The organism is Peribacillus sp. Bi96 (assembly GCF_918698115.1).
In the GTDB taxonomy this organism is placed as follows: Bacteria; Bacillota; Bacilli; order Bacillales; family DSM-1321; genus Peribacillus.
This window is the reverse complement of sequence record NZ_CAKKLV010000010.1, coordinates 64,718-80,027: the sequence shown is the minus strand read 5'-3', so window position 1 is coordinate 80,027 and position 15,310 is coordinate 64,718. Positions and strand designations below refer to the sequence as shown.

Here is a 15,310-nt window from a genome sequence, read left to right as displayed (position 1 = left end):
CAGGGTTTTTTAACATACTTAATGAGGTGAAGAGAAATGGAATTAGCAGAAATTAGAAATGAACTCGAAAGAACAGCGCAACGATTAACGGACTTTAGGGGGTCTCTTTGACTTAGATGAAAAAGAGGCACGAATCGCACAGCTAGAAAATGAGATGACACATCCCGATTTTTGGAATAATCAGCAAAAAGCACAGACTGTCATCAATGAAACGAATGCATTGAAAGAACAGGTCAATCAATTGTCCGATCTGAATGAATCATATGAAAATCTGGATTTGACGTATGAACTTGTGAAAGAGGAGAATGATGAGGAACTTTTGGCAGAGCTGGAAGAGGAAATCACCGTTCTTTCACAAAAGATGAATGACTTTGAACTTCAACTTTTACTAAGTGAAGAATATGACTCGAAAAATGCCATTCTTGAACTGCATCCAGGTGCAGGCGGAACGGAGTCCCAGGATTGGGGTTCGATGCTGCTTCGTATGTATACAAGATGGGGTGAGAAGAGAGGCTTTAAAGTGGAAACCCTTGATTACCTTCCAGGTGATGAAGCGGGGATCAAGAGTGTCACTTTACTTTTCAAGGGCCATAACGCCTACGGCTATTTGAAAGCGGAAAAAGGCGTTCACCGTCTTGTTCGTATTTCTCCTTTTGATTCCTCTGGACGGCGCCATACATCATTCGTTTCTTGTGAAGTCATGCCGGAATTCGACGAGACGATCAATATAGAAATACGTACGGAAGATTTGAAGGTAGATACGTACCGGGCAAGTGGTGCAGGTGGTCAGCATATCAATACGACTGACTCGGCGGTCCGGATCACACATTTACCTACCAATACAGTGGTGACGTGCCAAAACGAAAGATCACAAATCAAAAATAAGGCTCAAGCCATGAATATGCTGAAAGCCAAACTGTATCAACGTGAAATTGAACAGCAACAAGCGGATTTGGATGAAATTCGCGGTGAGCAAAAGGAAATTGGCTGGGGAAGCCAAATCCGTTCATATGTTTTCCATCCGTATTCCATGGTTAAAGATCACCGTACGAGTGCGGAGACTGGAAACTTGGGATCTGTCATGGATGGGGATATCGATATGTTCATTGATGCGTACTTACGTTCAAAATTATAAGATGTGAAAGCCGGACCGGTATCCCTGGTCCGGCTTTTTTTATGATTTCTTTTACATGGGACCCACCTCACTGTCTCTTTAACGGTCATCTGGCTGACATTTACAGGATATGAAAAGGGATGCTACATTCCGTACAGCCAATACTAGATAATAATGATGGTTTGAGGAGACAATATAGAATGAGAAAAAGATACCGGGAGCCGAAGCACCCTTACATGCAAAAGTTAATGGAGTATGGATTGGTGATTGTGGGTTCGGCCATAATTGCGATTGGTTTTAATGTATTCTTACTGCCTAACCAGGTTGCATCGGGCGGGGTCAGTGGGATAAGTACGATTCTCAGGTCAACTCTCGGTTGGGAGCCAGCTTATGTATTGTGGGGGTTTAATATTCCTTTGTTCGTTGCTGGGCTTATCATACTGGGAAGACATTTTGGAGCCAAAAGCCTTATTGGAACCTTGTTCTTGCCTCTAGTGGTATTTCTGACAAAGGATTGGGATGCATGGACGAATGATGCATTGCTTGGTTCGATTTGCGGAGGGATGATGGTGGGACTGGGGCTAGGGATTGTCTTTCGCGGGAAGGGATCGACAGGGGGAACGGATTTAGCTGCCCAGATTTTTCATAAGTATACCCATATGTCATTAGGGACATGTGTGGCTGTCATTGATGGAATCATTGTCTTAAGTGCTGCTATCGTTTTTGATATAGAAAAAGGGCTTTATGCATTAATTGGGTTATATGTGACAAGTAAGACGATTGATCTTGTTCAGGTCGGCTTGAATCGTTCCAAAATGGCACTGATTATCACGAATAATGAAACGGAAATAAGGGATGCTATCATACATGAGCTTGACCGGGGAGTAACAGGGATATCCGGGTATGGCGGCTATACGGATGATACTCGTCCGATATTGATGTGTGTAATAGACCAATCGGAATTCACCAAATTGAAACAATTGGTGAAACTCGTTGACCCTAAAGCGTTTGTCATTGTAATGGACGCATCGGAGGTACTTGGGGAGGGTTTTAAACTAGATTGAAATTGGTATAATGTTCTTGTATTGGTACGAAAAAGAGGGGGTAAATTCATGAAAAAGAAATGGTTAGCCTTATTTTTGGGTACTTCTTTGGCCTTGGCCGCATGTGGCGGGAACGATGATGCCGCTGATAAAGAGCCTGCAAGTGAAAATAACGAAACGACAACAGCAGGTGCTGGTGATGCCGCGAAAATTTACGAAAACAAATGTTCAAGTTGTCATGCAGTGAATCTCGAAGGTGGCGTGGGGCCGAATTTAACGAAGGTTGGATCGAAACTATCAAAAGCTGATATCGAAAAAGTCATTGCAAATGGTCAAGGAGCAATGCCAAAAGGAATAATTCAGGGAAAAGAAGCGAGCATGGTCGCTGAATGGCTTGCTGATCATAAGTGATTACCATCGAAACGTTCTGCAACAGCAGAACGTTTCATTCAGCCTCCTTTAAAATCCTCTAAACACCTCACATTAACCCCTTTACAAGCAATCAAATTCTTGAATTATTACGTAGATGTTGATTTATGTCTAACTGAAATGAAACTGTAATAATTTTTATGCTTAATTTGACAAAATATGATGTTATAATGTTTCTGTGCTCAAGTAAGAGAGATTTCCTGTCAGATTTCAGTGAAAAATGTCGAAAAAGCCGTTAGTACATAATGATAATCCAAGCAAATTAGGTGGTTTTAGAATGATAGAAATGATAGATGTGAAAAAGACATATCCAAATGGCGTCATTGCCATCAATGGAATCAATGTGAAAATAAAGCCAGGCGAATTCGTTTATGTAGTTGGTCCCAGCGGTGCCGGGAAATCAACCTTCATCAAAATGATGTATAGGGAAGAAAAGCCGACAAGTGGTAATATCTTGGTCAATGGCCTTAGCCTCCCAAGTATCCGCAATTCGAAAGTTCCTCTATTCCGCCGTAATATCGGTATGGTATTCCAAGACTTTAAACTCCTTCAAACATTCACAGTTTATGAAAATGTAGCATTTGCCATGGAAGTTATCGAAAAGGAACCAGAAGAAATCAAAAAGAGAGTTATGGAAGTTCTGGATCTGGTGGGCATTAAACATAAAGCTAGAATGCTCCCTTCCGAGCTATCTGGCGGAGAGCAGCAAAGGGTTGCAATAGCCCGTTCGATCGTCAATGATCCTAAGGTAGTCATTGCCGACGAGCCTACAGGGAATCTTGATCCTGAAACATCGTGGGAAATCATGAACATATTTGAAGAAATTAATAAACGCGGAACAACACTTGTCATGGCTACTCATAATAGGGACATCGTCAATAATATCAAACGACGTGTCATTGCCATTGAAAGTGGAAAAATCGTTCGCGATGAACATCGAGGTGATTACGGATATGAAATTTAGAACATTGCTCCGTCACTTCCGTGAAAGTTTTAAAAATATTGGCCGTAATGGATGGATGACGTTTGCTTCAGTCAGTGCAGTAACAGTCACTCTAACATTGGTTGGCGTCTTTTTAGTGCTCATGATGAATTTAAATCATATCGCGGGAAATGTGGAGAAAGATGTCGAAGTTCGTGCGCATATTGATAATGCAGCGAATGATGACGATATAAAAGCTATTGGTAAACAAATTTCGGAAATGAACGGGATTGAATCCATCATCTTCTCTCCAAAAGATGAAGAGCTTACCAATTTAATAGATGATTTAGGTGATAATGGTAAGGCATTTAAACCATTTGAACAGGACAACCCATTAAGAGACGTTTATATTATCAAAACGAAAACTCCGCAAGATGTCATCAAGGTGGCAAAAGAGATCGAGGGCTTTGAATATATCCAAAGTGTCAAATATGGACAGGGCTACGTCGAGAAACTATTCTCTTTCGTGAATATAGCGAGAAACATAGGGATCGTTCTTATTGTAGGATTACTATTCACTGCAATGTTCCTGATCTCGAATACGATTAAAATTACAATTGTAGCTAGAAGAAAAGAAATTGAGATTATGAGATTAGTAGGAGCAACGAATACATTTATCCGTTGGCCATTCTTCTTGGAAGGACTTTGGTTGGGAATCCTCGGTTCTATTGTACCAATCGGTCTGATTTCTGTACTCTATTACAATATTTATAAATATGCAGCACCACAGATTACGTTCAAATTCGTGGATTTGCTACCTGCAAGCCCGTTTATTTATCAAGTTTCGGCCCTCCTCATTGTAATAGGCGCCGTTATCGGAATATGGGGCAGCTTGATGTCCGTCAGGAAGTTCTTGAAAGTATAAAATTATCATCAAACACATTCTTTAACACACGATTGTTAAAAGAAGCCTGATACAAATAGAGAGACGTTGCAAGGCACGGTATGTGACGGGATTGAAAGGGGAAATGAAGCGTTGAAAAAAAATATCATTGCCATGAATGCCTCCATCATGATTGGGTTGGGAAGCATTTTAGCAGCACCTTCGGTTTATGCTGAGTCGATATCGGATCTAGAAAAACAGAAAGATTCCATTCAGGAACAACGTTCGGGTGTAGAATCGAATATTTCCGACACGGAGAAAAAAATCGATAACCTGCACGATAAGCAAATGACCGCAGAAGAACAAATCGAGGCCATTGAAGCGAAAATTGCAGAGTCCGCGAAAAAAATCGATGCTAAAAATGCTGAAATTACACAAACGAAAAAAGAAATTGAAGCATTGAAAGAAGAGATTAAAGTTTTAAAAGATCGGATTGCCAAACGTAATGAAGTATTGAAGGAAAGGGCACTTTCTTTCCAGGAGACTGGCGGGGACGTGAACTACCTTGAAGTGTTATTCGGATCATCAAGTTTTGGAGATTTAGTAGACCGCGTCGGAGCTGTAGCGACAATCGCTGAAGCCGATCGGGATATTTTAAAGCAGCATGAACTGGATAAAAAAGATTTGGAAGAAAAGCAAAATGAAGTTGAAGCGAAGCTTGCTAGTTTAGAAGTGGCAAAAGCCGAACTATTGCAAATCCAAGAGCAACAAAAAAAGCAGAAGCAAGAAAAGGATGCATTAGTTGAGAAATTAAAGCACCAAACTAAAAAACATGAAGATGAGAAGATGGGCTTAGAGGAAGAAAAAGCGAATCTTGCTGCTCAAGAAAAGGCTATTAAATCAGCCATCGACTTAGAGCATCAACGTCTTGCCGAATTGGAAGCAGCTCGTAAAAAAGCGGCAGCCGAAGCGAAAGAACGTGCAGCGCAACAAGCAGCACAAGCAGCACAAGCGGCAGCTAAGGCTTCCGAATCCAAACAACAATCTTCTTCATCAGGATCTAGTGCAAAAAGCAACAGTTCATCATCATCATCATCTTCACACTCTTCGTCAAATGTAAGTCAAGCGCCTGCTGTATCATCGGGTACTTTTACAAGACCAAGTGCAGGATATGTATCTTCAACAATGGGTGAACGTTGGAATAAAAAGCATGCCGGCATTGATATTGCTGCTAGTGGAACGGTTCCAGTTGTAGCAGCAGCTGACGGAGTAGTAAGCCGTTCTTATTTATCCAGTACATACGGTAATGTCGTCTTTGTTACCCATTCAATCAGCGGTCAGCAATGGACTACGGTGTATGCACATTTAAACTCTAGAAAAGTAGGCGAAGGTGCTGTTGTTGCCAAAGGTCAACAAATTGGTATCATGGGGAACACAGGACACTCGTTCGGTCAGCATTTACACTTTGAACTACATAAAGGCGCATGGAATTATAGCAAGTCAAATGCTGTTAATCCATTAAACTATATACCTAACTAATACTCAATATAGATACGAATTAAAAGACCGGGATTTTATCCCGGTCTTTTTTTGTTGTGAGCACGATGATCTTCAAGCATATTCTTTCTGATCACCTCATATAGTGAAATACATATCAGGTCAGAAATGGGGATAAAGATGATCAAAAAATGGGTACTTCCTCTAGCCATCATCATGTCACTAGTCATTGGAGCACTTGGGGGCATATATTGGACAAGCCTCCCGAATAAGAATGAAGCAAAGCAAGAAAGCCAAACAATACCGAAAGATAAGGAATGGGCAAAAGTGGAACAAGCTTATGGTTTGATCGTAAGTCAGTATGTAGAACAGGTGGATGGGTCCCACCTGGTGGAAGGTGCCATCCAAGGCATGCTGTCAGCGTTGAAAGATCCCTATTCCGTATATATGGACAAGGAGACCGCTAAGCAATTCAATGAAACCTTGGACTCTTCTTTTGAGGGGATAGGGACTGAAATTGGTATGGAAGATGGTAAGGTGATAATTGTATCTCCTTACAAAGACTCGCCTGCTGAAAAAGCTGGTTTAAAGCCGAAAGATCAAATCCTTAAGGTGAATGGTGAAAGCGTGGAAGGGTTAGATCTGTATGAAACACGCCTGAAAATCCGTGGCGAAAAAGGGTCACCCGTCAAAATGGAAATAAAACGTGCGGGGGTTTCCAATCCACTCGAATTCAATATGATGCGTGCCGAAATTCCGCTTGATACCGTGTTTTCATCAATTAAAGATGTGGCAGGAACAGAAATCGGCTACATCGAGTTAACCACTTTCTCGGAAAATACGGCGACTGATTTCAAAAAGCAGATGAAGGCGCTGGAAAAGAAGGGAATCGAAGGATTGGTCATTGATGTACGCGGCAATCCAGGCGGCCTTCTATCTAGTGTGGAAACGATTCTTGGCGAGTTTATCACAAAAGATAAACCCTATTTGCAAATTGCTGAAAGAACAGGAGAAACACAATCGTTTTTTACAAGCCTTAAGAAAGCGAAAAGTTATCCTATTGCCGTGTTGACGGATAAAGGGAGCGCCTCTGCTTCAGAAATTCTGGCTGGCGCGATGCAAGAGGCGGGAGGCTACCCATTGGTCGGAGAGAAGACCTTCGGGAAAGGCACAGTACAGCAAGCTGTTCCAATGGGCGATGGGAGTAAGATTAAACTTACATTATACAAGTGGCTGACGCCTTCAGGGAACTGGATCCACAAAAAAGGGATCGAACCGACAATCAATGTAAAACAGCCGGATTACTTCGATGCCCATCAGCTGGCTGTTGAGAAGGTCTTGCAACGGGATATGAATGATGAACAAATCCAGTATGCCCAAAACATTCTGAAAGGACTCGGATTTGAACCGGGTCGTGAAGATGGTTATTATGATTGGAATACTGAAATTGCAGTAAAAGCTTTCCAAAAACAATTTGGCCTGAAAGTGACAGGTAAACTTGACGCTAAAACGGCGGCACATCTGGAAACCGCCATTCTGGAAAAGATTCAGGATGAGGATAATGATATTCAGCTTCGCACGGCGTTGAATTATTTAGTGAAATAATAGTGAAGGTACTGTTCCTTTGGAGCGGTGCCTTTTTTCCATTGATTGATCGTCCTTCTACAAGCATGAATGCTATCGAAGGGAAACTTAAGATAAAGATACTTTTTCTGTATCTTAATAGGCAGGGAGGTTACATTTTTGATAGAATAGGAGGTAACTGACTAGAACGATTTTTACATACTTTTGATTACTTTTGAGGATGGTGGAAAGAAATTGACAACGGATTGGCTGATTGCATGCTTTATAGGGTTAGGGAAAATCTTCCTTCATCCTTTGCTTTATGTTTCAATTGTCTATTGTTTATTCATTGGCTATCTCCGCGTTAGACGGGAACGCCATGATTTTAATACGAAGATCTACAGGGTTTCCATGGAGTTGCGTTCAATGTTATTTCAAGGATTGATAGGGGGATTCATTCTTTCTTTCCTCACGTTGGCTTCAGGAATCACCATCCCTTTAGCGGCAGTGTATGTCATGGCCGGGGTAACTTTCTTATCCATACTGACCATGAAAAAGAGGTTTGTTTCACCCGTTTATACAGTGGGAATCACCTTCTTTATCCTTTTCTTTCTATATGATGGAGATATCCAGCTGCCAGTATTTCAGGATGCGTTTAATCAACTGGATCGGTCCGTCTATCCGGCACTTGTTATATTGATCGGGTTATTACTGATCGCTGAAGGTTTTTTGATTGTTGGCAATGGAAGTAAAAAGGTCTCCCCGCAGCTGGAGGTATCCAAGAGGGGGCAGCCGATTGGTGTGTATGTTTCACAACGAATCTGGCTAATTCCAATGTTCGTCATGATTCCGGGAGGGCAGCTTCCAGCGCCTTTCGATTGGTATCCGGTTTTTTCAATCGGGGATGTAAACCTGTCGCCGATCATGCTGCCCATGTTAATCGGCTTTAAGCAAAAAGTTCATGGGATGATTCCGGAACAGGCCATTAGGGCGCAAGGTAAAAAGGTGGGAGCTTTAGGGTTCGTGATTACGGCATTGGCTGTTGTTGGTTACTTCTACCCGCCATTGGCAATCATTACAGCTGTATTAGCGATTCTTGGCCGTGAATTCCTGCATTATTCCCAAAAAGCATTCGATACCAAACTTCCATTTTATTTTTCAAAAAGCAAGCTTGGTGTCCAGATCTTAGGTGTTATCCCTCAGTCTCCGGCGGATAAAATGGGATTAGTTAAAGGCGAGGTCATTTCGAAAATAAATGGTGTCGTCGTCAGGGAAGAAGAAGAGTTATACAGGGCGCTCCAAATTAACCGCGCACATTGCAAGCTTGAGGTCATCGATAATAATGAACAGATCCGGTTTGTGCAAAGAGCGCTATTTGACGGGGAGCATTACGAATTGGGCATCTTGTTCGTTGACGATCAATTAAAGGAAAGTGGACAAGCGGGTTAAAGCACAAATGACACAGCAGCAGTTCGTGAATGTAAAATAAAACGGCCTTTCTCGAATCTTATATCGAGAAAGGCCGTTTTCAGTAGGATCGCAATCCAATGTTATTACTTTTCAAGCATAATTTTTTCTAGATCGTCGAGCATTTTATTAGCTGCAATTACGCCGCCAGCTGTATTCCAAGTAGCGTCGCTAACCTCATAAGCTTTTCCATTTTTAACTGCATCAAGGTTTTTCCAAAGTGGATCATTCGTCCATTCTTTTGCTGTGCTTAGGGCTTGTTTGTCGCCTTCAGGAGCGTAGGTGAAGTAGAAGAGAAGATCTCCATCCATTTTAGGGATGACTTCTTTACCTACCTCGATGGCAAGGTTACCTAATTTATTATCTGCAGTGAATAGTTCCTTCTGTTGCTCTGCACGTTTGAAACCTAATTGATCGAAAATCACTCCAGAGAATGAATCCGTGTAATAAATACGAGTAGTTCCAGCCATGAAACGAACAACGGAAACTTCTTGATTTACCTTATCACCCAATTTAGCTTTAAGATCTTCTGTGTGTTTATCGAATTCAGCAATTACGTCGTTCCCTTTATCTTCAAGGTTAACGGCTTTTGCATATAGTTTAAAGTTTTCTTTCCAATCTCCTCTAAGTGTTTCTGAGAAAACGGTAGGGGCGATTGCACTTAATTTATCATAAACAGCTTCTTGGCGAATTTTGCTTCCGATAATCAAGTCAGGCTTCAGTGATGCGATTTTCTCTAAGTTTACTTCATGTTCCACACCAACAACTTCGACCCCATCCATATCATCTTTAATATGGTCGTACCAAGGGTCGCCAAGCCAGGATTGTACGGCACCAACAGGTTTAATTCCTAAAGCAATTAGTGCTTCAGTGCCTTCATTTGTTAGAACGACCACTCTTTTAGGCGCTTTTTTCAATTCAGTGGAACCCATGGCGTGCTTGATTGTATAGCTTGTATCCTCTTTTTTGTCATCTGTTTTATTTCCTGCTGCTTTATCATCCGAATTTCCGCAAGCTGCAAGAAGGAAGACTGCAAATATAGTAAAAATGGTGAATAATGACTTGATTCTAAACATTTATGTACCCCTCCCAATTTTGAGCAAATGATAATCATTCGCACTTAACAGCCTCATCATAAAATGAATATACTTATCTGTCAATATATAATTGAAAATGATTCTCAAAATCGTTGACATCCCGCTGTTAACGCCAGTACAATTAAATAAAAGAATGATATATAAACGTGATTGGAAAGGTAACTGGATATGTTATTAAAAAATACATGGCAGAAATGGATGGGGCTATTCATTACCATTCTATTGCTGCTTTTCTTAATGTGCTCAAGTATTGTATACGGTTATACAGATACAACATGGCAAATGGCCATTGATGCTTTTACCCATTTCAATGGGACGAATGAACACATTGTCATTCAATCAGTCAGACTGCCACGGGCCCTGATCGCTTCGGCAATTGGTGCAAGTTTGGCCATTTCGGGGGTTTTGATGCAAACGCTAACTAAAAATCCCCTCGCTTCTCCAGATATATTCGGTGTCAACGCAGGGGCGGGATTGGCGGTTGTCACTGGGGTCACTGTTTTTGGGATAAGCAACCTTCAAGTATTCACTTGGCTGTCTTTCATAGGGGCAGCCATAGCCGCGATAAGCATATATATGATTGGAAGCATGGGACGCGGCGGCTTGACACCGATGAAGCTGACTTTGGCTGGTGCAGCCATGACGGCCATGGTAGCTTCACTTACACAAGGTCTACTTGTTTCCAATGAGGCACTATTAGATCAAGTTTTGTTCTGGCTTGCTGGATCGGTTTCCGGCAGAAGTTTAGACAATTTAATTGCCGTCCTACCTTATCTTGTTGTAGGTTGGGGTCTTTCTTTGATCATGTCCGGAAAAATGAATGTGTTATCCATGGGTGAAGATGTTGCAAAAGGTCTAGGACTGAACATCGTTTTCCTTAAGCTGGTTCTGGGGCTGGCAATCATCCTGCTCGCTGGAGGATCAGTGGCGGTTGCGGGTCCGATTGGTTTTATAGGAATCATCGTTCCGCATCTTACCCGTTCTATAGTAGGAATCGATCATCGTTGGTTGATTCCGTTCTCCGGACTTTTCGGGGCGGTGCTTTTGATTACAGCAGATATCATATCCAGGTATATTCTGATGCCCCGAGAAGTTCCCGTCGGAGTCATGACGGCGATAATCGGGACCCCATTCTTTATTTACATAGCTAGAAAGGGGTTCAGCGGCCGATGAAGTCATATAGAAGCTTTCGTTTATTTAATGAAAAAATATCTTTCTTAATGGATAAAAAAGCGATGATCGTCGTTTTTATATTATTTTTGGTCACTTCCTTAGTATTTGTAATCAGTACTGGATGGGGTGAAATGAATATTCATCCATGGAATGTATTGCAGGTCTTATTCGGAGGGGGAACGGATAGCGATCGTCTAATCATCCAGTCCTTTCGCCTGCCTAGAATCATTGTTGCTCTCTTGGTGGGGATGGGTCTTGCTGTAGCGGGAGGAATTCTTCAAGGGATGATTCGAAATCCACTTGCCTCGCCTGATATCTTGGGGATAACAGGGGGAGCGACTGTGGCGGTCGTTGGATTCATGGCCTTTTTTAGCGATAAGAATCATTCCTTAACGGTGAGCATCAATTGGCTGCCGTTAGCGGCATTCATCGGGGCGACCGTCGTGGCATTCCTTGTTTATTCCTTAGCCTGGAAAAATGGAGTTCCCCCGATAAGGCTTGTGTTGATAGGGATTGGGGTGATGGCTCTAATGAAAGCCCTCACTACGATGATGATGATTCTTGGCCCAGTCTATCAAGCGAGCCAAGCAAACCTTTGGATCACGGGATCTGTGTCTAACTCCACCTGGAATAATATCGCTGTGCTGGCTCCATGGACGATTCTATTTCTTATACTTGCCTTTCTATATGCTAGAAATATTAATTTACAGGAGCTTGGCGATGATCTGGCAACGGGGCTTGGTGGACACGTCCAAAAACAGCGGTTTATATTATTGATGATCAGTACAGCTTTGATTGGTGGTTCTACAGCTTTTGCTGGTGGCATAGGTTTTGTCGGATTAATGGCACCACACATGGCTAGAAGGCTGGTGGGCTCTAGTTTTGGAGTGTTATTGCCTACTTCAGCCTTGCTCGGTGGAATACTCGTTATGGTAGCGGATTTGATTGGACGGACCTTATTCTCACCATTGGAAATACCTGCTGGTGTCTTTACAGCGAGCATCGGGGCACCATACTTCATTTATTTACTTTATAAAACGAGGAATTCGTAAATTCGGTAGGCAGTAGCAGGATAGGGTAAATGAATACTTGAATAAAAAAGAAGCAGCCATCCAAACGGATCGCTGCTTTTTAATCGTTACGCTTCTTTAGCTACTTCAATTTCGATGGTAAGAGTGATTTGATCCCCGATAAGTACGCCGCCTGTTTCTAATGCTGCGTTATACGTTAAACCATAATCACTGCGTTTAATTTTCCCTTTCCCGCTGAATCCTGCTTTTTCATTTCCCCAAGGATCTTTTCCTTGGCCTTCGAAGGTGATGGCGAAAGTTTCTTCTTGTGTAATTCCATTAAGAGTTACATTTCCTGTTACATCGTATTCATCGTCATCCGTTTTCACTATTTTTGTTGATTTGAACGTTAATGTAGGATTATTTTCTATATCAAAAAAGTCAGCTGAACGCAAGTGATTATCCCGGTCTGCATTGCGAGTGTCAATACTGGCCACATCTACGGTAAAATCGATATCTGCAGTTGTTAGATCCAATGGATTTGCTGAAATGTTTGCCTCGAATTTATTAAAACTTCCTTTTACTTTAGCGATCATCATATGTTTTACAGAAAATTCAATAGCACTGTGAGTTGGGTCGATTGTCCATTTTGTATTTGTCATGGTTATTCCTCCTAATTATTAATCTTGAATTTATATATCTTTAATTTGAGATATTTGAACTTAATGTAATTATAAGAGTTGAAAGTAATAGTGTCAACTGGTTTTTTCCCTAAATTTAGAAAACATGTAAAAACCCTGTGCTTCATAGGGGCACAGGGTTTTTAGGAAAAGGGAAAGTCTAACCCTCTTTAATAATTGGCATGTTCATTCTCTTCATGGTGTTTGGCTTTACTTGGCCAAAAGGCACGACGGCCAAGGAGCGCGGTAATTGCAGGAACCAGGAATGGACGGACGATGAAAGTGTCCATTAACACACCTAAAGCAGTAATCAGTCCGAATTGAACCAATACTTGAATCGGCAGTGTAGCAAGAACGGAAAAGGTGGCCGCTAAGATGATTCCGGCTGATGTGATGACACCGCTAGTTTCGGCAACTCCTTCTTTAATGGCCTGCTTGATTGGCCTCGTCTTTTTCTTCCGCCAAATGCTCGAAACCATGAAAATATTATAATCTTCTCCTAATGCAACGAGGAACACGAATGAATATAGTGGAATTGTCCCTTCGATGGCATCCACTCCCATGAAGTGGTGCAAGATTATCCAGCCTAAGCCCATGGCTGCAAAGAAAGAGAGAATCACAGTTCCCATTAAATAAACCATGGCTGTTATAGATCGTAAGTAGGCTAAAAGAAGCAAGGAAATCAAGACGATGATAATCGGGATAATCATGAATTCATCGGCTTTTACAGTATTCCTTTTATCAAATTGAGTTGCAGTTTGCCCGCCAATCCATACCTTTTCACCAACGGAAGTGACATTGGCCGCTTTTAATTCTTTCTCCGCTATGGTGCGAATGTCCGGAATAGAATCAATGGCCTCAATATCATAAGGGTTTATATTGAATGTGACTTCATATGACTGCAGATCTTTATTGGATTTACTATTAACGGGATCTGCAACACTTTCAACGATTTTCATCTCTTTTAATGATGCCGCTAAATCAATATCCTTACCATCTGTATCGGCAACCACTGTGACTGGCGCCAGTTCACCTGGTGAGTACGAGTCGGAAATGACGGCATAGCCTTCTCGGGAGTTCATATCTTCAGGGAATGAAGAGAGAATATCATAAGAATATTTTATTTGCGAAGAATATCCAGCTAAAACACTAAAGATGATCAAACATGCAAGAATGACAGTCCATGGTTTGGTTGTGACAATATGACCAATCCAATTACCAATGCGGCCTGTTTCTTTATGCCTTTTAACGGTTTTCCCTTTTTTCTTAGCCCGTGCTTCTTCCATTTCCGGTGTGCGCGGAACAACCGGGTAGAAGGAAGCCCGCCCAAATACAGAAAGCAATGCCGGTACAAGTGTTAAAGCTGCCACCATCATGATTAAAATGGACAAGGCAAAGGGTACGGCGAACCGGTGATAAGCTCCGTATTTCGCTACAAGCAATGTTAATAGGGAGATGACGATCGTAAGGCCGCTCATCGCAATTGCGCCGGACGAATCTTTAAATGCGGCAATCATTGCTTCCCGTTTACTTTCATGATTCCTTAATTCACTTCTGAAGTGAGAAATTAAAAATAGACAATAATCCGTTCCAGCACCGAATAATAATACGGTCATGATTGAAATGGCTTGTGAATCGACAGTGATCCAACCATGGTCTGCCATGAATCCAAGAATCGGACTTGTGACCAGATAGGCGAAGCCTACTCCGATTAGAGGAATGATGGCTAAAAGCGGGGAACGGTAAATGAGTAATAAGACGACAAGTACAAGTATTACGGTTGCTAAAAGCAATTGGAAATCAGCACCTGAAAATAATCCCGTTGCATCGACGGATATCCCTACAGGGCCTGTTACACGAAGGGATAAATGATCTGAATCTATCGGGACTTTGAACGGGTCTGTTCCAATGCGTTCTGAAACGATTTCATTAATGCTTTCAAGATTTTTTTCCAGAATGGCAGTCTCGGTCTTTTCTTTAAAGAAGAGCGGCTGTACGAAAGTCATGCCATCTTCTGAAACAGACCCTTGCAGAGCGGGCAACGGGATTTCATGAAGCGGTGGTAAAAAAGATTGCTGATTCAGTGGATTATCTGTCAGCTCTTTGGAAAGGTACTGGATTTCAGCCAAGTCGGCTTCTGTCAGTCCGCCTTCCCGATGCCATGTCAGTAAGGCTGGTATCCCTGACGAATTGGGGAACTTTTCTTTAATAAGTTCATCAGCCACAACAGAAGCTGAGTCTGCAGGCAAATCCGCGGCATTATTTGCTGTTCGATCCTTTACGTCAGGCAATGTGAGTGTTAATAGTATTGCTGCAATTAGCCATACAGCAATGACAACCCAGCGACTAGCTTTTCCAGTCATCATCCTGCTAAGTCTTCCTAATACTGATTCGTCCAATGAGGGTACCTCGCTTTTGAATTTTTTTTGTCC

13 protein-coding genes are annotated in these 15,310 nt (G+C 41.9%); 10 read left to right on the top strand and 3 right to left on the bottom strand.

The features are described from left to right. Window positions 1–36: 36 nt before the first annotated feature. From prfB to LQ203_RS14165, 8 genes are all read left to right on the top strand, one after another. Window positions 37–1,135 (top strand): peptide chain release factor 2 gene (gene prfB / locus LQ203_RS14200; protein ID WP_230159033.1). Its coding sequence is split into 2 segments (ribosomal slippage): window positions 37–99 and window positions 101–1,135, totalling 1,098 coding nucleotides; the frame shifts between segments, so codons are not numbered across the junction. Window positions 1,136–1,314: 179 nt separating this feature from the next. Then, the gene (locus LQ203_RS14195) at window positions 1,315–2,178 is read left to right on the top strand and encodes a YitT family protein (RefSeq protein WP_230159032.1); all 864 of its coding nucleotides are present in this window, start codon (window positions 1,315–1,317) and stop codon (window positions 2,176–2,178) included. A 48-nt stretch (window positions 2,179–2,226) separates the two neighbouring features. Then, on the top strand, window positions 2,227–2,568 hold the full coding sequence (gene cccB / locus LQ203_RS14190) for a cytochrome c551 (protein ID WP_230159031.1): 342 nt from the start codon (window positions 2,227–2,229) through the stop codon (window positions 2,566–2,568). A gap of 295 nt (window positions 2,569–2,863) precedes the next feature. Continuing rightward, window positions 2,864–3,550, top strand: coding sequence for a cell division ATP-binding protein FtsE (ftsE, locus tag LQ203_RS14185; RefSeq protein WP_230159030.1), 687 nt, complete (start codon window positions 2,864–2,866; stop codon window positions 3,548–3,550). Continuing rightward, complete coding sequence (ftsX, locus tag LQ203_RS14180) at window positions 3,540–4,433, top strand: permease-like cell division protein FtsX (protein ID WP_230159029.1); 894 nt, start codon at window positions 3,540–3,542, stop codon at window positions 4,431–4,433. Before ftsE ends, ftsX begins: the two co-directional genes overlap by 11 nt. A 111-nt stretch (window positions 4,434–4,544) precedes the next feature. Further along, on the top strand, window positions 4,545–5,930 hold the full coding sequence (locus LQ203_RS14175; RefSeq protein WP_230159028.1) for a M23 family metallopeptidase: 1,386 nt from the start codon (window positions 4,545–4,547) through the stop codon (window positions 5,928–5,930). 138 nt (window positions 5,931–6,068) lie between these two features. Next, window positions 6,069–7,493 carry a S41 family peptidase gene (locus LQ203_RS14170; RefSeq protein WP_230159027.1) on the top strand — a complete coding sequence of 475 codons (1,425 nt, stop codon included), beginning with the start codon at window positions 6,069–6,071 and terminating at the stop codon, window positions 7,491–7,493. A gap of 213 nt (window positions 7,494–7,706) precedes the next feature. Further along, window positions 7,707–8,900 (top strand): PDZ domain-containing protein, encoded by a 1,194-nt coding sequence (locus LQ203_RS14165; RefSeq protein ID WP_230159026.1) that lies wholly within the window; start codon window positions 7,707–7,709, stop codon window positions 8,898–8,900. A gap of 104 nt (window positions 8,901–9,004) precedes the next feature. Here LQ203_RS14165 and LQ203_RS14160 read toward each other — a convergent pair whose 3' ends face one another. Beyond that, complete coding sequence (locus LQ203_RS14160; RefSeq protein WP_230159025.1) at window positions 9,005–9,994, bottom strand: iron-siderophore ABC transporter substrate-binding protein; 990 nt, start codon at window positions 9,992–9,994, stop codon at window positions 9,005–9,007. A gap of 189 nt (window positions 9,995–10,183) precedes the next feature. On the opposite strand from LQ203_RS14160, the gene LQ203_RS14155 reads away from it, so the two are divergent. Both LQ203_RS14155 and LQ203_RS14150 read left to right on the top strand, forming a co-directional pair. Further along, window positions 10,184–11,188, top strand: a complete 1,005-nt coding sequence (locus tag LQ203_RS14155; RefSeq protein WP_230159024.1) for an iron ABC transporter permease — start codon at window positions 10,184–10,186, stop codon at window positions 11,186–11,188. Next, window positions 11,185–12,240: an iron ABC transporter permease gene (locus LQ203_RS14150; RefSeq protein ID WP_230159023.1), complete on the top strand. Its 1,056-nt coding sequence runs from the start codon at window positions 11,185–11,187 to the stop codon at window positions 12,238–12,240. The genes LQ203_RS14155 and LQ203_RS14150 overlap by 4 nt, the downstream gene beginning before the upstream one ends. 86 nt (window positions 12,241–12,326) lie before the next feature. Here the strand turns inward: LQ203_RS14150 and LQ203_RS14145 are convergent, their stop codons facing one another. Both LQ203_RS14145 and LQ203_RS14140 read right to left on the bottom strand, forming a co-directional pair. Beyond that, window positions 12,327–12,860: a YceI family protein gene (locus tag LQ203_RS14145; RefSeq protein ID WP_230159022.1), complete on the bottom strand. Its 534-nt coding sequence runs from the start codon at window positions 12,858–12,860 to the stop codon at window positions 12,327–12,329. Between the two features lie 188 nt (window positions 12,861–13,048). After that, window positions 13,049–15,244 carry an MMPL family transporter gene (locus LQ203_RS14140; RefSeq protein WP_230159100.1) on the bottom strand — a complete coding sequence of 732 codons (2,196 nt, stop codon included), beginning with the start codon at window positions 15,242–15,244 and terminating at the stop codon, window positions 13,049–13,051. Window positions 15,245–15,310 lie beyond the last annotated feature (66 nt).

Bases quoted from the DNA above. Each gene is read 5' to 3' on its own strand.
- LQ203_RS14195 (WP_230159032.1), top strand. From the start codon at position 1,315: ATGAGAAAAAGATACCGGGAGCCGAAGCACCCTTACATGCAAAAGTTA.
- cccB (WP_230159031.1), top strand. From the start codon at position 2,227: ATGAAAAAGAAATGGTTAGCCTTATTTTTGGGTACTTCTTTGGCCTTG.
- ftsE (WP_230159030.1), top strand. From the start codon at position 2,864: ATGATAGAAATGATAGATGTGAAAAAGACATATCCAAATGGCGTCATT.
- ftsX (WP_230159029.1), top strand. From the start codon at position 3,540: ATGAAATTTAGAACATTGCTCCGTCACTTCCGTGAAAGTTTTAAAAAT.
- LQ203_RS14170 (WP_230159027.1), top strand. From the start codon at position 6,069: ATGATCAAAAAATGGGTACTTCCTCTAGCCATCATCATGTCACTAGTC.
- LQ203_RS14160 (WP_230159025.1), bottom strand. From the start codon at position 9,994: ATGTTTAGAATCAAGTCATTATTCACCATTTTTACTATATTTGCAGTC.
- LQ203_RS14155 (WP_230159024.1), top strand. From the start codon at position 10,184: ATGTTATTAAAAAATACATGGCAGAAATGGATGGGGCTATTCATTACC.
- LQ203_RS14150 (WP_230159023.1), top strand. From the start codon at position 11,185: ATGAAGTCATATAGAAGCTTTCGTTTATTTAATGAAAAAATATCTTTC.
- LQ203_RS14145 (WP_230159022.1), bottom strand. From the start codon at position 12,860: ATGACAAATACAAAATGGACAATCGACCCAACTCACAGTGCTATTGAA.
- LQ203_RS14140 (WP_230159100.1), bottom strand. From the start codon at position 15,244: ATGATGACTGGAAAAGCTAGTCGCTGGGTTGTCATTGCTGTATGGCTA.